Source organism: Ruegeria sp. AF7, from assembly GCF_056541885.1.
This window is the reverse complement of the sequence record NZ_JBQFYX010000002.1, coordinates 126591-142965: the sequence shown is the minus strand read 5'-3', so window position 1 is coordinate 142965 and position 16375 is coordinate 126591. Positions and strand designations below refer to the sequence as shown.

The 16375-nt window shown below is 57.5% G+C and carries 14 protein-coding genes and 1 pseudogene; 7 read left to right on the top strand and 8 right to left on the bottom strand.

Annotated features, from left to right (window positions below):
- Positions 1-9: 9 nt before the first annotated feature.
- Positions 10-3075, top strand: coding sequence for an aminotransferase class III-fold pyridoxal phosphate-dependent enzyme (locus tag ACR0AP_RS06195; protein ID WP_480505989.1), 3066 nt, complete (start codon positions 10-12; stop codon positions 3073-3075).
- Between the two features lie 49 nt (positions 3076-3124).
- Here the strand turns inward: ACR0AP_RS06195 and ACR0AP_RS06190 are convergent, their stop codons facing one another.
- Complete coding sequence (locus ACR0AP_RS06190) at positions 3125-3601, bottom strand: hypothetical protein (protein WP_480505988.1); 477 nt, start codon at positions 3599-3601, stop codon at positions 3125-3127.
- Positions 3598-3765: a hemin uptake protein HemP gene (hemP, locus tag ACR0AP_RS06185; RefSeq protein WP_209504713.1), complete on the bottom strand. Its 168-nt coding sequence runs from the start codon at positions 3763-3765 to the stop codon at positions 3598-3600. Before hemP ends, ACR0AP_RS06190 begins: the two co-directional genes overlap by 4 nt.
- A 199-nt stretch (positions 3766-3964) precedes the next feature.
- On the opposite strand from hemP, the gene gph reads away from it, so the two are divergent.
- Both gph and ACR0AP_RS06175 read left to right on the top strand, forming a co-directional pair.
- On the top strand, positions 3965-4642 hold the full coding sequence (gene gph, locus ACR0AP_RS06180) for a phosphoglycolate phosphatase (RefSeq protein WP_480505986.1): 678 nt from the start codon (positions 3965-3967) through the stop codon (positions 4640-4642).
- 327 nt (positions 4643-4969) lie between these two features.
- Positions 4970-6673: a SulP family inorganic anion transporter gene (locus ACR0AP_RS06175; protein WP_480505984.1), complete on the top strand. Its 1704-nt coding sequence runs from the start codon at positions 4970-4972 to the stop codon at positions 6671-6673.
- Between the two features lie 5 nt (positions 6674-6678).
- On the opposite strand, the gene ACR0AP_RS06170 is transcribed toward ACR0AP_RS06175, so the two are convergent.
- The 4 genes and pseudogenes from ACR0AP_RS06170 to ACR0AP_RS06155 form a co-directional block, all read right to left on the bottom strand.
- Positions 6679-6879: a hypothetical protein gene (locus tag ACR0AP_RS06170; RefSeq protein WP_480506375.1), complete on the bottom strand. Its 201-nt coding sequence runs from the start codon at positions 6877-6879 to the stop codon at positions 6679-6681.
- Between the two features lie 20 nt (positions 6880-6899).
- A pseudogene (locus tag ACR0AP_RS06165) lies at positions 6900-7103 on the bottom strand (integrase core domain-containing protein); the annotation flags it as partial.
- Positions 7104-7301: 198 nt separating this feature from the next.
- A complete protein-coding gene (locus ACR0AP_RS06160; protein WP_480505982.1) occupies positions 7302-7868 on the bottom strand; it encodes a tetratricopeptide repeat protein in 567 nt (188 codons plus the stop codon).
- Between the two features lie 30 nt (positions 7869-7898).
- Positions 7899-8381 carry an Lrp/AsnC family transcriptional regulator gene (locus tag ACR0AP_RS06155; protein WP_480505981.1) on the bottom strand — a complete coding sequence of 161 codons (483 nt, stop codon included), beginning with the start codon at positions 8379-8381 and terminating at the stop codon, positions 7899-7901.
- A gap of 108 nt (positions 8382-8489) precedes the next feature.
- Here ACR0AP_RS06155 and putA point away from each other — a divergent pair, with 108 nt between their 5' ends.
- Positions 8490-11888 (top strand): bifunctional proline dehydrogenase/L-glutamate gamma-semialdehyde dehydrogenase PutA, encoded by a 3399-nt coding sequence (gene putA / locus ACR0AP_RS06150; RefSeq protein WP_480505979.1) that lies wholly within the window; start codon positions 8490-8492, stop codon positions 11886-11888.
- 42 nt (positions 11889-11930) lie between these two features.
- Positions 11931-12674, top strand: a complete 744-nt coding sequence (locus ACR0AP_RS06145) for a rhomboid family intramembrane serine protease (RefSeq protein ID WP_480505977.1) — start codon at positions 11931-11933, stop codon at positions 12672-12674.
- Positions 12675-12692: 18 nt separating this feature from the next.
- Here the strand turns inward: ACR0AP_RS06145 and ACR0AP_RS06140 are convergent, their stop codons facing one another.
- Positions 12693-13478: an inositol monophosphatase family protein gene (locus ACR0AP_RS06140; RefSeq protein WP_209598002.1), complete on the bottom strand. Its 786-nt coding sequence runs from the start codon at positions 13476-13478 to the stop codon at positions 12693-12695.
- Positions 13479-13576: 98 nt separating this feature from the next.
- Positions 13577-14482: a LysR family transcriptional regulator gene (locus ACR0AP_RS06135; RefSeq protein WP_480482174.1), complete on the bottom strand. Its 906-nt coding sequence runs from the start codon at positions 14480-14482 to the stop codon at positions 13577-13579.
- A gap of 94 nt (positions 14483-14576) precedes the next feature.
- Here ACR0AP_RS06135 and metF point away from each other — a divergent pair, with 94 nt between their 5' ends.
- Positions 14577-15443 carry a methylenetetrahydrofolate reductase [NAD(P)H] gene (metF, locus tag ACR0AP_RS06130; RefSeq protein WP_480482176.1) on the top strand — a complete coding sequence of 289 codons (867 nt, stop codon included), beginning with the start codon at positions 14577-14579 and terminating at the stop codon, positions 15441-15443.
- A 229-nt stretch (positions 15444-15672) separates the two neighbouring features.
- Positions 15673-16338: a DnaJ domain-containing protein gene (locus tag ACR0AP_RS06125; protein ID WP_480505975.1), complete on the top strand. Its 666-nt coding sequence runs from the start codon at positions 15673-15675 to the stop codon at positions 16336-16338.
- Positions 16339-16375: the final 37 nt, after the last annotated feature.

The window sequence follows — 16375 nt, the reverse complement described above, 5'->3', positions numbered from 1 at the left end:
GAGAAAGACATGAGCGACTTGGTGAACTTCTGGGCGGACGCGCTGCGCCAAAACTGGGGGCTGGACGCACGGTTGACCCGGCTGGATGGCGAATATGATCTGAACTTTCTGGCGCAGGCCACAAATGGCCAGGACTATGTGCTGAAAGTCATGCGCGCGGGGTGCGATGCGGGTCTGGTAGATCTTCAGATCGAGGCACTTGCGCATATCGCCTCGGAAGCTCCCGGGTTGCCGTTTCCAAAGGTGTTCCCGGCGTTGAACGGCGCAATGTTGCCGGAAATTTCCGATTCCGAAGGGAAATCGCGGCTGGTGTGGTTGCAGGAACGCCTGCCCGGGCTTTGCTATGCAAAAGCGAACCCGAAATCCGAAGAGCTGATCCTGAAATTGGGTCGTGTTCTGGGGGCAACGGATCGCGCGCTGGAGGGGTTTCAGCATGAAGCTTTGCACCGCACAGAATTCAAATGGGACCTGACGCAAGCGGGTTGGATCAGTGACAAGCTGGGCGCCATCAGCGATCCCGCGCGTCGGGCGTTGCTTCGGGATATCTACAACGAATTCACGGTGATCACGGATAGGCTGGGGCGCCTGCCGCAACAGGCCATTCACAACGACGCCAATGACTATAACATCCTGGTTGAAGGCGAATTGGGTGAGCGGACGCAGGTTTCCGGCCTGATTGATCTGGGTGACATGTGTGCAGCACCGCGCGTCTGCGATCTTGCAATCGCCGGAGCCTATGTGGTGCTAGATCATGCCAGACCCGAGCGGGCATTAACTGCTCTCGTGCGGGGGTACCATGCCGCAAACCGGCTGCAAGCCGAGGAGATCGACCTGATCTGGCCTCTGCTACGGATGCGACTGGCAGCATCTGTCCTCAACTCGACCCTGATGGCGGTCGAAAACCCGGACGACCCATATGTGACAATCTCGCAGGCACCGGCGTGGCGGTTTCTTGAGAATGCATCCGTCAATGGCGGACTGATGTCTGCGCGTCTTCGGGCAGCGTGCGGGCTGCCGGTCGTGGACGGCGCAGAACGCATCCATGCGTATCTGCAAGAACATCGCGGACGGTTTTCCCAGATGTTCGGTCAGGACCTAAGCGATACTCCGATGGGTTCATTGTCAGTCGAGAATTGCGTGTGGCCTCAGAACCCTTTCCACATGCCATTGGCCGAGGCCGCACGTGTTGGCGAAGAATACGGTGAGGGGCTGTGGCTGGGCTATTACAACGAACCTCGCCTGATCTATGCCGAACCGGGGTTTCGCAAAGGGCCTTGGAAAGCCTCAGATCGGCGAACAGTGCATCTGGCGGTGGATGTGTTTGCACCCGCCGGGACGGTGCTGCACGCGCCAATGAGCGGGCGGGTCGAGGTGATCGAGAACCGAGATCGACACCTCGATTACGGCGGGGTGATTATCCTGCACCATGAAACACCCGAGGGCGATCCGTTCTATACACTCTATGGTCATCTGGACCCGGAATGCTGTGACCGGTTGAAACCCGGTGATCCGGTGGCACAGGGGTCGGCGTTTGCCCGATTGGGCGACGCCAGCCAGAATGGCGGATGGGCCCCACATGTGCATTTCCAGCTGGCGTTGACAACCAATGGCATGGAAGCGGATTGGCCCGGTGTCGGCGACCCGGATGAGATGGAGCTATGGCACGCAGTTTGCCCGAACCCGGCGGCCTTGCTGAACCTGCCGGATGACAAGGTGTTCTACCAACCCACCGACAAGCAGGCGATCCTGCAAGGCCGCCGCGATCACTTTGGTGGCAACCTGTCGCTGACTTATGATGACCCTGTCATGCTGGTACGCGGGTGGAAACATCACCTGTTTGACGAATGGGGCCGCCCCTATCTGGACGCCTATAACAACGTCCCTCATGTGGGTCATGCGCATCCCCGTATTCAGGCAGTGGCGGCGGATCAGTTGAAGCGGATGAACTCAAATACCCGCTACCTGCATCCGGCACAGACAGCTTTTGCTGACAAGATCCTGTCCAAACTGCCCGATCACTTCGAGGTCTGTTTCTTCGTCAATTCCGGAACTGAAGCCAACGAACTGGCCCTGCGGCTTGCCCGCGCCCATACCGGGGCCAAAGGGATCGTGACGCCAGACCATGGCTATCACGGCAATACGAATGCGGCTGTGGCGATCTCGGCCTACAAGTTCAACAAACCGGGCGGCATCGGGAAAGCCGACTGGGTTGAACTGGTTGAGGTTGCTGATGACTATCGCGGGTCATTCAAGCGTGACGATGCGGATCGGGCGCAGAAATTTGCTGATCTTGTGGACCCGGCCATTGCGGCTTTGCAGGACCGGGGTCAGGGTCTGGCCGGGTTCATCGCCGAAACTTTCCCATCTGTCGGTGGACAGATTATTCCGCCCAAGGGCTACCTGCCTGCGGTTTATGAAAAAATCCGCGCCGCCGGGGGTGTCTGCATTGCAGATGAGGTACAGACCGGTCTGGGTCGCCTGGGTGAATATTACTTTGGCTTTGAGCATCAAGGCGCGCTTCCTGATATCGTGGTGATGGGTAAACCCATTGGTAACGGGCACCCTCTGGGTGTGCTGGTGACGACGCGGGCGATTGCCGACAGCTTCAATAACGGGATAGAATTCTTCTCGACCTTTGGCGGATCAACGCTGTCTTGCCGGATCGGCAAGGAAGTATTGGACATCGTCGATGACGAAGGCCTGCAGGACAATGCGCGTCAGATGGGTGAGCGCCTGATGGCGGGGCTGCGCCAGATCGAAGCCGACTTTGGTTGCGTTGGCGATGTACGGGGCATGGGACTGTTTCTGGGTGTTGAGCTGATCAATCCCGACGGAACCGAAGGAACCGAGATTTGCAGCTATGTCAAAAATCGGATGCGTGATCACCGAATTCTGATCGGCAGTGAGGGACCAAAGGACAACATCCTGAAAATCCGCCCACCGCTGACGATTGAGGCCGAGGATGTGGACATGATCCTGTGGGCGCTAAGGGACGTGCTGTCCGAGGTCGGTGACTTCTCTCCTGCTCCGGTTTGCGGTCACGACCATCACCACGCGGGATGCGGGTGCTGCTGAAGGATTGACCCCGGCGCTTTGCCGGGGTTTGACCGTCCTGCAAGCACAGTCAATGCAAAACGGCAGTGCGGGTATCGTGGCCTGTCGTCGGAATCGCATTTCCCGTCGTCATACGCCGGAGCGTCAGGCCCAGTTCCTCCGACAGGGATGCCAGAGCAGGCGCAAAATCCGGGCGCACGATCAGTGACGCCATCATCATCGCGTCTTCGCGTGCCCCTTCGGATGCGGCGGCAACCATTTGGGCAAAACAATTCTCATCCGCGCCCAGACATGCACACCCCAGACCGTGCCTGACTAACGGACGTCGACAATGCGTTGCGCAAAGCGAACACAGACGATCCAGCGTCAGCATGGCGGCACGCCCATAATCTGATCCGAGCGCTATGCAAAAATCGCTCGCGACATCGGCGCGACCACTTTCACCCTGGCTCCACATCCGCAGATACATCACCGCACCTGCTTCGACAGGATCAAGGTCCGCCAGACGGCCGACCGCGGCACCGCCGCGCAATGAATGCGCGCTCATTTCGTCAGGATCAGTTTACCTGCACGGGTGATGCGCAGGGTATACAATTGGTCGCCCAACTCGATATGGGCCAGGTGGCCACCTTTGGTCAAATCCTCGGCCTTGTGCGCAGGCAGCATCGAGACAGCATAACCTTGGGTTGGGGTCGGGTTCTGTACGTTCATCGGGGCATCTCCAGAGCGAGTCGGCATGGTGCCATACCTGTTGCGTTTCGTTTTATCTGGCTGACCCGAGAGGGTTGGCTTTCCGTTCCTGTTATTAAATCTGATTATTTTAGTAAGGAATGTCAAGCACTGTTTCAAATCAAGCATCATTGAGCCGATTGCGCCCCTGAAAACGACGGGTTAAGACTTGGGGCGGGTATTGAAAGGCAAGAAAAACGTGACCGCAGCAGTTGTTTTTGATCTGGATGGAACGTTGGTCGACAGCGTCGGGGACCTGGCAGCAGCGGCCAATAAAACGCTGAATGGCGTCGGTCACGATCCTGTGCCCGTTGATGTGATTAGAGGGTTTGTTGGCAATGGCCTTCCGAAACTGGTCGAGCGTTTGATGCGACACTGTGATTTGCCCATGGATCGCCACGCGGAACTGACGCAACAGACACTGAAGCATTACAATGCGGCGGTCAGTGCAACGACAGTGCCTTACCCCGGAGTTCCCGAAGCCCTGGAAACACTGAAACAGATGGGTTGCGTTCTTGGTATCTGCACCAACAAACCCGAAGCACCCGCACGTCACGTGCTGGAGGCGCTCAACCTATCCCGGTTCTTCGACGTTGTTTTCGGCGGTGATACATTGCCAATTCGCAAACCGGATCCGGGCCACCTGCTGGAAAGCTTCAAAGCACTTGGGACCTCGGGCACACGCTTGTATGTCGGCGACAGCGAGGTCGACGCAGAAACAGCTGTAAACGCCAAGATACCGTTTCTGCTGTTCACGGAAGGGTACCGCAAAACCCCGGTGGCCAGCATACCGCACACCGTTGCTTACAGTGCGTCCGAAACACTGCCGACACTCGTGACCAGATTGATCCAAAACTAAGTAAGTTCACTCGACACGAGTCATAAAACGAATGACTTGGGCTTTCGCAAACCCCAAAAAGTTAAGAGGGGCCGGCCGAGGGGGTGTGACCAGCCCCTCATCGGGGAAAGTAAATACCGTGTTTGTGTGTGGTAAGTACGGTAGGTCATGTTTACCCCTGATCGGCAGTTTGCGAAATTGGGGGATTCCCGTAGTTCGGCGAAAATAACTGAAAAACTGGAAAAAGAGGCACGTCAGACCACACAATTTACCTGTGATAATTTGCCTGTAAGATAGCCCGACGGTTCGAACACTCGGTTCGCTGGTTGAATGGGTATACGGTAACCCATGGAAAAACAGGACAGAAATCAGAGAGCGGCGCGTCTGCAAATCCTGCAGGGCACCCTGCCTATTGACCGCGCGCGCCTTCCGGCGGAAATGCTGGCTGGTCTGAGTTTTGCCTGCCTCGCGATCCCCGAAGTCATGGGTTACACCAAAATCGCCGGCACTCCGGTCATGTCCGGGCTGTATACGATCCTGATTCCCATGGCTCTGTTTGCGCTGTTCGGATCGTCCCGACACCTTGTTGTCGGCGCTGATTCGGCGACAGCAGCCATCACCGCCTCGGGACTGGCGGGCTTGGCGATGTCCGGAACGTCTGAGTATCTGGCACTGGCGTCCTTGCTGGCGCTTATGGCTGGCATGCTTTTGATTGCCGCGCGTGTCATCGGGCTGGGGTTTCTGGCCGATTTTCTGTCCAGAACGGTTTTGGTCGGCTTTCTGACCGGCGTGGGCATTCAGGTTGCAACGGGTCAAATCCCTGGATTGTTGGGGATCGAATCCGCTGGGCACGGAACACTTGCCAGGTTAGAGGACCTCTATCTCAACATATCCAACGTCAACTGGCCGACCGTGATCGTCTCATCAGCCGTGTTGGGCACCGTCTTAGGTTGCGCAAGGTTGTCACACAAGATTCCTGGGCCATTGGTCGCCATAGTCGGGGTAGTCCTGTGCAGTTGGGCCTTTTCATTCGACACTTCCGGAATTTCAGTATTGGGAGAGATTTCCGGCGGCTTGCCCTCGTTCTCGATCCCGGACGTGCAGTGGAACTGGGTCATGTTCAAACAACTGCTACCCACGGCCCTGTCCATCTTCGTAGTTATTTTGGCACAAAGCGCCGCCACATCACGGGCATACGCCTCAAAATATAACGAGACGTTCAATGAGAATACCGATCTGATCGGACTGGGTCTTGCGAATTTCGGAGCGGCCTTCACGGGGACATTCGTGGTCAATGGCAGCCCAACAAAGACCGAGATGGTCGCCAGCGCCGGAGGGCGCAGCCAGGTGGCCCAACTAACAACAGTGGCAATAGTCCTGTTGGTTATCCTGTTCCTGACCAAGCCTTTAGCCTTTCTGCCCACAGCAGCATTGTCGGCCATCGTTTTCCTGGTCGGTCTCAAGCTGATCGACCTGCATGGAATGACAACAATTTACAGGCAGGCCCGGTCTGAATTCTGGGTTGCCACGGCAACCGCCACCGTGGTCGTTCTGGTTGGGGTCGAGCAAGGCGTCATTTTTGCCATGGTCCTGTCTTTGGTCGACCACACGCGCCGGGGATACCACCCAAAGAATTCGGTCGTATTGCGCACCGAGTCTGGTGGCTGGCGTTCAAAGGGATTGGAAGCACCAAACCAATTCGAGCCCGGTCTGGTAATCTACCGGTTTTCCCACGGCATGTACTACGCGAACATGCAGATATTCACCGAGGAAGTCACAACAATCGTTCAGAACGCAGACGGAAAACTGACATGGTTCTGCATCGATGCCTCGGCAATTGATGTTGTCGATTTCACAGCCGGGTTCACTTTGCGCAATATAATCAGCTTCCTACGAACCAAGGGGATACGGCTGGTTTTCACGCTGGTCGAGCCAGATGTGAAAGCCGAGCTGGATCGCTACGGTGTCACAGAACTGGTTGACGAAACTGCGTTCTATGAAAACGGCAAGGCTCTGCTGGATGCCTATCACACGCGCCCAAATCCCATGTGACATAGTCACCGGTAGTTTCGCGCCTTGGACATCTTTCCTATCCCCGGATTGAAAGAGTTGGTTGGATCACAGCATTTATAATGCGCTGCCAAATCGGGTTTGGCTTTGTACAGGTGGCCCACATTGTGTTCGGCAGGATATTCCGCACCGCGCTCGTCAAAAATGGTCAGCATTGCCGCCTTCAGCGCCTTCGGGTCAGCCCCTATCGGGTGGTCCGGTTTGTTTGTTACTGCACCGTGGGCCTCTGGTCTATCGGGACGATGCTTTCGGGCGCAGGCCGGCGGTAGCCCAACGCGCTGTGCGGCCTGACGGAGTGATAGTGGACACGACATTGCTCAATCAGGATTTGCGCCTTCCTTAGGCTGTAGAAGATTTCACCGTTGAGCAGCTCATCCCGGAACCGGGCGTTGAAGCATTCAGCGCATCGGTTGAGTTGAACTTGCGATCGACACGGATCATCAGCGCCTCGCTGGTGTATTCGCCAATGATGCTCAGCGTCGATAGACGCGTCCGTCAGCCAGTAGTCATGCCATATGATAGCCAGTGAACAACTCGGATGGGTCCAACACGACCAGTTTGCTTGCAAATAGGTTCGGTTTCCCATTGCGGTTCTTTCGAGGACCTGATGTCAGATATCTTGACCGGGCGGCTCCAAAAGACCGCCAGGTTCCAACAAGGCCCTTTCTGACAGCCATGGGTTAAGTTCTAGCGCTTCGGCAAGTGCCGCGCGCGCATCGTCAAGGCGCTTCAGACCCAACAATGACAAGGCACGCCCGCTCAGCGCACCTATATGGTTCGGCGACAACTCGATCGTGACATTCAGATCCTGCAAGGCAGCAGCGAAGTCTTGTCTGAGATAGTTCACAAACGCGCGCTGATTATAGCCTTCGGCGTAGTTCGGGCAGTAATCGACTAGTTGGTCAAGTTCGTCCAACGCGCCCTGTAAATCCCAGGCCTCTCGCCGCGCCATTCCCCGGTCCAGCAAGCCTTGCGCACGCGCATCTGGTGCGTCGGTCCAAAGCTCCCACATCTGGCTGGAAATGGCGCGCGCATCACTTTGCGATTCTGCCTTCTGAACCTGATTGATTAGCGCTTCCACACTTTCCGAATGATCCGGAGCGGTCGGGCAGGACTGAGCGTGCGCCGTGCAGGACAAGGCAACAACAGCAAGAGCAGCGAGGAAAGCGTGTGTCATGCACCAAGGATGGTTCGTATTCTTGATCCGTCAAGCCTGATGCTCGAACCCACCCAAACTGCCGGTTTCCTTAACCGCCTCCATCGCCACAAAGGTCGACGTGCTGGCGACATGCGGCAAGGATGAAATCTTTTCAGCCAGAACACGGCGATACTCCGACATCGTGGCCGTGCGAACCTTCAACAAATAGTCGAAGTTCGAGGCGATCATATGGGCTTGCTCGACCTCGGCAGTTTTTCGGACAGCCGCATTGAACTCGGCCAGTGCCTTTTCGCGGGTATCGGCCAGGCGCACCTCGACAAAGGCAACGTGGTCCAGCCCCAATCTGATCGGATCCAGCATCGCCCGGTATCCTTTGATCACCCCGCTTGCTTCAAGCCGTTTCAGGCGCGCCTGTGTCGGTGATTTAGATAAACCGATTTCGCGCGCAAGATCGGCGACCGAAATGCGCCCATCCTCGGCCAGAATTCTCAGAATCGACCGGTCAAACCGGTCCAGGTCAGGAAAGTTCATTTGCGCTGCTCTCTGGCGAAATTTCAGGTGTTCCGCCTTCAATTATCGTAAACTCAGGCGATTGTCCTGACTTTTCGCAGGTATATTGGCACAAAGACCGGAGGACCCATGTCTCATTCCCTGCGTACATTAATCGACACCTCAACCTATGCTGACCAGTCGGCGATCCTTGAAACCCTGATCTCTCAGGCCAGCCTGAGCGCTACGGACCGCAGCGCTATCAGCGCAGCTGCCGCGCAGCTTGTGCGCGACATCCGCTCCAGCACGTCTCCGGGGTTGATGGAGGTGTTTCTTGCCGAATACGGTCTGTCTACCGACGAAGGCGTCGCGCTGATGTGCCTGGCCGAAGCGCTGTTGCGCGTGCCGGATGCAGACACGATTGACGCGTTGATTGAAGACAAAATCGCCCCTTCGGATTGGGGTAAGCATCTTGGGCACTCGTCTTCATCCTTGGTGAACGCCTCGACATGGGCACTGATGCTGACGGGCAAGGTTCTGGACGAAGGCAAGGCCTCGCCTGTTGGCGCCCTGCGCGGGGCCATCAAGCGATTGGGTGAACCCGTGATCCGTACCGCCGTGTCGCGTGCGATGAAGGAAATGGGGCGGCAATTCGTGTTAGGTGAGTCCATCAACGCCGCGATGGAGCGTGCGCGCGGGATGGAAAACAAGGGATATACCTACTCCTACGACATGCTGGGAGAGGCCGCGCGAACCGAGGCGGACGCCGCACGATATCACCTGTCGTATTCACGCGCCATCTCGGTCATCGCCGAAGCCTGCACCCATGAGGATATCCGCGCCAACCCGGGAATTTCAGTCAAGTTGTCAGCCCTGCATCCCCGTTATGAACTGGCGCAGGAAAAGCGCGTGATGGATGAACTGGTTCCCCGACTGCGGGCGCTGGCCCTTTTGGCCAAGGCCGCTGGTATGGGGCTAAACGTCGACGCGGAAGAGGCGGATCGCCTGTCTTTGTCATTGCAGGTGATTGAAGCGGTGATGTCCGATCCGGCTCTGGCCGGCTGGGATGGGTTCGGCATCGTAGTTCAGGCTTATGGGCCACGCGCGTCGCTGGTTCTGGACACGCTCTATGACATGGCGGAACGCCACGATCGCAAGCTGATGGTCCGTCTGGTCAAAGGCGCCTATTGGGATACCGAGATCAAACGCGCGCAGGTCGAAGGTGTGGACGGCTTTCCCGTCTTCACCCACAAGGCGGTCACCGATGTGTCCTATATCGCCAATGCGCGCAAGTTGCTGGGCATGACAGACCGGATCTACCCACAATTCGCCACCCACAACGCCCATACAGTCAGCGCCATATTGCACATGGCCGAAGGTCAGCCTTTTGAATTCCAGCGCCTGCATGGTATGGGTGAGACATTGCATCAGCTTGTGATGAACAGGCAGAAAACGCGTTGTCGCATCTACGCACCGGTTGGTGCGCATCGTGACCTGCTGGCCTACCTTGTGCGGCGTCTGCTGGAAAACGGCGCAAACTCATCCTTCGTCAACCAGATTGTCGACGAAAACGTCCCGCCGGAAGTGGTTGCCTCGGATCCGTTTGTTACGGTGCTGACACCGCCGCCCCCACTGCCCACCGGGCCCGAACTATTCAAGCCGGAACGCCCCAATTCCAAAGGTTTTGATCTACACCACACTCCAACGCTGGACAAAATCGATGCAGCGCGGGATCAGTTCCGTGCGTATCACTGGTATGCACAGCCGTTGCTGGCTGACGCTGCCAAACCCCAGGCGGATGAGCAGGTAATCAACCCGGCGAATCCTGCCGACAAGCCGGGTGCGGTCGCCTCGGCAAGTGAAGCTGATGTGGAACTGGCGCTGGCTTCGGCAAAGCCGTGGCAAGCCCTGGCAGTCGAACGTGCCCGCATCCTGAACTCTGCCGCCGATCTTTATGAAACGCATTACGGCGAGTTATTCGCCCTGCTGGCGCGCGAGGCTGGCAAGTCGCTGCCTGACGCCGTGGCGGAACTGCGTGAGGCGGTGGATTTCCTGCGTTACTACGCCGCCAACATACCTGATGCCGAGCCCGCTGGAGTATTCACCTGCATCAGCCCGTGGAACTTCCCGCTGGCGATCTTCTCAGGGCAAATATCGGCAGCTTTGGCAACCGGGAACGCCGTTTTGGCCAAGCCTGCGCCGCAGACACCCCTGATCGCGCACCGCGCCATTCAATTGCTGCATGAGGCTGGTGTGCCGCGCCACGCGCTGCAATTGCTGCCGGGTGGTCCGACCGTGGGCGCGGCGCTGACATCGGATGCGCGCGTTTCGGGCGTGGCCTTCACCGGCTCGACAACGACCGCTCTCAGGATACGGTCGGCAATGGCTGGGTCCATGCGCCCCGGCACGCCGCTGATTGCGGAAACTGGTGGCCTGAACGCCATGATCGTTGACAGTACCGCACTTCCCGAACAGGCCGTGCAATCGATCATTGAAAGCGCTTTTCAGTCCGCGGGTCAGCGGTGTTCGGCACTGCGATGCCTGTACCTGCAACAGGATATCGCAGATGACGTCCTTACCATGCTCAAAGGGGCAATGGATGCCCTGCGCATCGGTGATCCGTGGCTGATCTCTACCGATTGCGGCCCGGTGATCGACGCGCAGGCCCGGCAGGTCATCGCTGATCACGTCGCCACGGCACGGGCCGAAGGGCGTGTTCTGAAAGAGCTGCCGCTGCCACCCGAAGGTATCTTTGTTGCCCCCACGTTGATCGAAATCTCGGGCATTGCCGCGCTGGAGCGCGAAATATTTGGCCCCGTATTGCACGTGGCAAGGTTCAAAGCGCAGGAGATCGACAAGGTCATCGCGGATATCAACGCAACCGGATACGGGCTGACCTTTGGCCTGCAAACCCGGATCGACGACCGGGTGCAGCATGTGACCGAAGCTATCCATGCCGGAAACATCTATGTAAACCGCAATCAGATTGGTGCCATCGTTGGCTCCCAACCTTTTGGCGGTGAAGGGCTGTCAGGCACCGGCCCGAAGGCGGGCGGCCCGAATTACATGGCCAGGTTCTGTGCACCTGATCGGCAAACCACGACAGAAACCTGGGAGCATTTGGCAGACCTACCTGCCCCTCAAGGCCAGCCTGCCCCAATCCAAACCCGTTCTCTGCCCGGCCCAACCGGAGAATCGAACCGGCTGAGCGAATATCCCCGCCCACCACTTCTGTGCATGGGGCCGGGGGAAACGGCGGCGCGCGCGCAGGCTGAAGCCGTACAGGCACTGGGTGGCACGGCCATTCAGGCAACCGGAATGCTTGACCTTCACCGGTTGGAGAACCTGACCGGTATCTCTGGTGTTCTTTGGTGGGGCGATGCTGAAACCGCGCAGCAGATCGAACTGCATCTGGCCCGTCGGGACGGCCCCATTCTTCCCCTGATTCCGGGCAGACCCGACCGCGCGCGTGTGCTGGGTGAGCGCCATGTGTGTGTCGATACGACCGCAGCTGGCGGAAACGCTGCGTTGTTGGGAGGTGCGGCATAAGCTTGCCTTGACGCTGGGCGCGCAAAAGCCCAGCGTCACCTCATGTTTCCGATACGTGACCATAACCCCTCGGGGCGCACGCCTTATGTTGTCTACGTCTTATTGGCGGCCAACATCCTGATCTTCCTCAGCTATGTGGGGATCATGAATAATGCGCCACTTATCAACCGGCTGTTCTTCGACTACGCCATCATCCCGGCGCGGGTCAGCGATGGGGTTGGTCTGGAAACCTTTGTGACATCCATGTTCCTGCATGGAGGCTGGATGCATCTGGCCGGGAACATGCTGTTCTTATGGATATTCGGCGACAATCTGGAAGACGAAATGGGCCATCTGCCCTTTTTGCTGTTCTACCTGGTCGCAGGTATCGGCGCAGGTCTGATCCATGTGGTTACAGGGCCGGACTCTCAGGTGCCTACCGTCGGCGCCTCGGGCGCGATTGCGGGTGTCATGGGGGGATACCTACTGCTGTTTCCCAAGGCGCGTGTGGATATTCTGCTGATCCTGGTTGTCTATTTCAGGGTCTTTACCATCCCCGCCTTCATCATGCTGGGCGTATGGCTGGCGATTCAGTTCTTTGGCAGCGTCACCAGCAACCCGGACGAAGGCGGTATCGCCTACTGGGCCCATACCGGCGGGTTTGCCGTGGGGTTGATCCTATGCGTACCATTGTGGCTGCGGCGCGGTGGAGTGCAATTCTGGAACCGCACGCACGGGCACCCGCCCCACCCAGAGACAAAGTACAAGCTGTCGCAGTCTCGTATACCGCGCGTTCCGCGTCGATAAAGCTGGGCTAAGGGGCGATCAGCCCCGGATGACTTTGGAGAATTGATCAAAGATCGGTTCATTCGAACAGATCACTTCACCATCTTCCAGCGCGTTGCCTTCAGGGTTCAGGGCCTGCACGAAACCGCCCGCCTCTTTCACGATGATGATACCGGCGGCGATATCCCAGGCGTTCAGGCGGCGTTCCCAGAAACCTTCGTACCGGCCCGCAGCCACATATGCCATGTCAAGCGCCGCAGCACCCCAACGGCGCACACCGGCGCAGGCGGGCATCAGACGCGCCAGATCCTGCAGGGTTGCAGGCAGGTCAGAACGACCCCCAAAAGGCAGGCCGGTTGCAAAGATCGATTCAATCATGCGGTGACGCCCCGACACACGAATTCGGGTGTCGTTCATCCACGCACCTTCGCCTTTTTCAGCAAAGAACATCTCGTCCTTGGCAGCATCATAGATCACGCCGGCAACGATCTTGCCCTTATGTTCCAGTGCAATCGAAATTGCCCAATGGGGCAGGCCATGCAGAAAATTGGTGGTACCGTCCAGCGGATCTACGATCCAGCGGCGGGTCGGGTCTTCTCCGTCGATGGAACCGCCCTCTTCGGCCAGCCAGCCATAGGTTGGGCGTGCGCCCAGCAACTCGTCCTTCAGGATGGCTTCGGCCGCGATATCGGCCTTCGACACAAAGTCACCAGCGCCCTTCATCGAAACCTGCAGATTCTCGACTTCACGAAAGTCCTTGACCAAAGAACGCCCCGCCTTGCGCGCGGCCTTGATCATGATGTTGAGATTTGCACTGCCAACCATTGTAAAAAGGCTCCTGTCCGGTCAAACCGCGCGTATACTGCCGCAAGGCTTCCTTGCCAAGAGGAATGATGTGCATAACAGACCCGCAGAAAACGCCTCTACCGGGATTGCAGCTTGCGCGCCTCTTCGCGGGCCAGTTTTACCAGTTCCTGCACATAAGGCTTGTCCAGATCTTCTGATCGGACCGCTGCATAAAGGCGACGCGTAATCCCCTCTTTGGTCAGGGGGCGGGTCACATAGTCCGAGTTGTATTTGACCTCGCGCACGACCCAATCCGGCAGAACCGAGATGCCTCGGTTTGAGGCCACCAGAAGCAGGATGACAGCTGTCAGTTCCACCTGCCTGATTGAGGCGGGTTCGACCCGTGCAGGGATCAACAATTGGCTGAACACATCCAGACGTGTGCGTTCCACCGGGTAGGTGATCAGGGTCTGGCCTCGGAAATCCTCAGCCTCGACATAGGCTTTTTCCGCCAGTGGATGGGCTGATGCAGCGACAAAGACGGGGTTGTAGTCAAACAGCTCCACAAACTCGACACCCGGCAGGTCTTCGGGATCGGATGAGACCACCAGATCAACCTCTTCCTTCTGCAAGGCTGGCAGGGCGTCGAAGGCCAGACCGGGTCGGATATCGACATCCACGTCGCCCCAGGATTTCCTGAAGGATTCAAGAACCGGAAACAGCCATTCGAAACACGCGTGGCATTCGATGGCGATATGCATCCGCCCGGTGCGCCCGTCCCTCAGCGACGAAAACTCATTCTGTGCCGCCTCGACCTGCGGCAGGATCTGTTCGGCCAACCGCAGCAGGCGCAAACCGGCGGCTGACAGCTTCATCGGCTTTGAACGTCGCAGAAACAGCTCGACCCCGGCCTGATCCTCCAACCCTTTGATCTGATGACTCAATGCGGATTGAGTGATGTTCAACTGGTCGGCAGCGCGTGCCAACCCACCGCATTCATGGATCGCCTTGATGGTACGCAGGTGCCGGAATTCAATATGCATCTCAAGTATCGTTCATGTTGTTGTTGAATAATATGAGTTTGTCTCACAATGCCCGTCATGGCACAAGATAGTCAGTTGATCCAGTGAGGCAGCCATGTCCAAACCCGAAATTTCATTCGAGTTCTTTCCGCCCAAGACTCTGGAGGCTTCTTTCCGCCTTTGGGATACGGTCCAGACATTGGCACCGCTGGAGCCCCGTTTTGTTTCCGTCACCTACGGTGCAGGCGGTACGACCCGGGAACTGACGCGCGACGCGGTCGCAACCCTGCATAAATCCTCTGGCCTGAACGTCGCTGCGCATCTGACCTGTGTTGACGCTTCGCGGCAGGAAACGCTGGAAATCGCCGACACATTCGCACGTGCGGGCGTGCAGGACATCGTGGCCCTGCGGGGCGACCCGCCGAAAGGGCATGATCGGTTCGTACCGCACCCCGAAGGCTTTAACAGTTCGATTGAGTTGATTGAGGCGCTGGCTGAAACCGAAATGTTCAGCATCCGTGTCGGGGCTTATCCTGACAAGCACCCTGAAGCTGCGGACATGTCAGCAGACGTGGACTGGCTGAAGGCCAAACTTGACGCGGGCGCTGACGAAGCGCTGACGCAATTCTTTTTCGAGGCCGAAACCTTCTTCCGTTTCCGTGACGCCTGCGCCAAGGCAGGTATCGACAAACCAATCGTGCCGGGCATTCTGCCTATTGAAAACTGGGCAGGTGCGCGCAAGTTCGCCAAAAGCTGCGGCACGCATATTCCCGATTGGGTCGAACACGCCTTTGAAAAGGCCGTGCGCGACGGGCGTGAGGATCTGCTGGCAACTGCGATCTGCACCGAGTTGTGCTCGGACCTGATCGAAGGTGGCGTGGACAAGCTGCATTTCTATACCCTGAACCGCCCGGAATTGACGCGCGATGTGTGCTTTGCCCTTGGGATCACGCCGCAGGTCGATCTTCAAAACGTCGCCTGACAACTGAAAAATCCAATGATTCGCCCGGGTTACTAACTTGTCCGGGCGTTTTCCTTTTCTTGTGCGTGACCTGTATCACAGTTACATCCGTGAATTCACGCCTTTGCGGAACAATGGATTCTTCGCATCGCGATTGTTGTCAGCTTCCCTCTCAATCAACAGTGAAATTTGACAAAACCATGCCCTCGGCAACACTAGGGGTGTGTAGTTTTTAATGAGTGTTTTGAGTATGGAACCTGTCGATAAGGTCAGGGCACGCACGGATGCCCTGGCAGATCTGGGCCTGAACCCGTCTGCCAATTCCAGTGAAATACGAGAGGCGTGGCGTCACATCGCCTTTCACACGCATCCTGATCACAAGGAAGGCGACAGTTCCGGGTTTTCACGCGCCAAGGCAGCCTATGATTTTCTGCGCAAAGAAGGGCTGGCGACAAAGGGCGGTGCCGCTGCTGGCCTGCCACAACCACGTCGGGCACGGTTGAAGAAACGAATCATCGAGCTTCCGCAGGAGGATATTGCCGCATGCGAGGCGATGCTGAATCCCGGGCAGGCGCTGTCGCATATGAACAGTCAGACTGGTATTCAACCCAAATGCGGCAGTGATGTTGCTGACCATGTTCCCGACGCGGTCGGATGCTATGGGCGGCACCTGACTTACTTTGTCACGACACCGGTCAATCAGGGCGCAAATCGTGTGGCTTTGCCAACGACCGTTCTGACCAGTGCGCGGCACACCACAGCGGAAATCCTGAGCTTTCAATCCAGCGATACGGGCGCCGGGGAAGTTGTCATTCCCGATACTATCCGCGAAAGCAAGTTTCCGGGTGCCAAGAGCGTCAGGATCCGGTTTGACGCGGATCAGGCGATACGGGATCAATTCTGGCTTGCAGGCTGAACGAAAAAGCCCGGCTGGTTAAGCCGGGCTTTGTGCA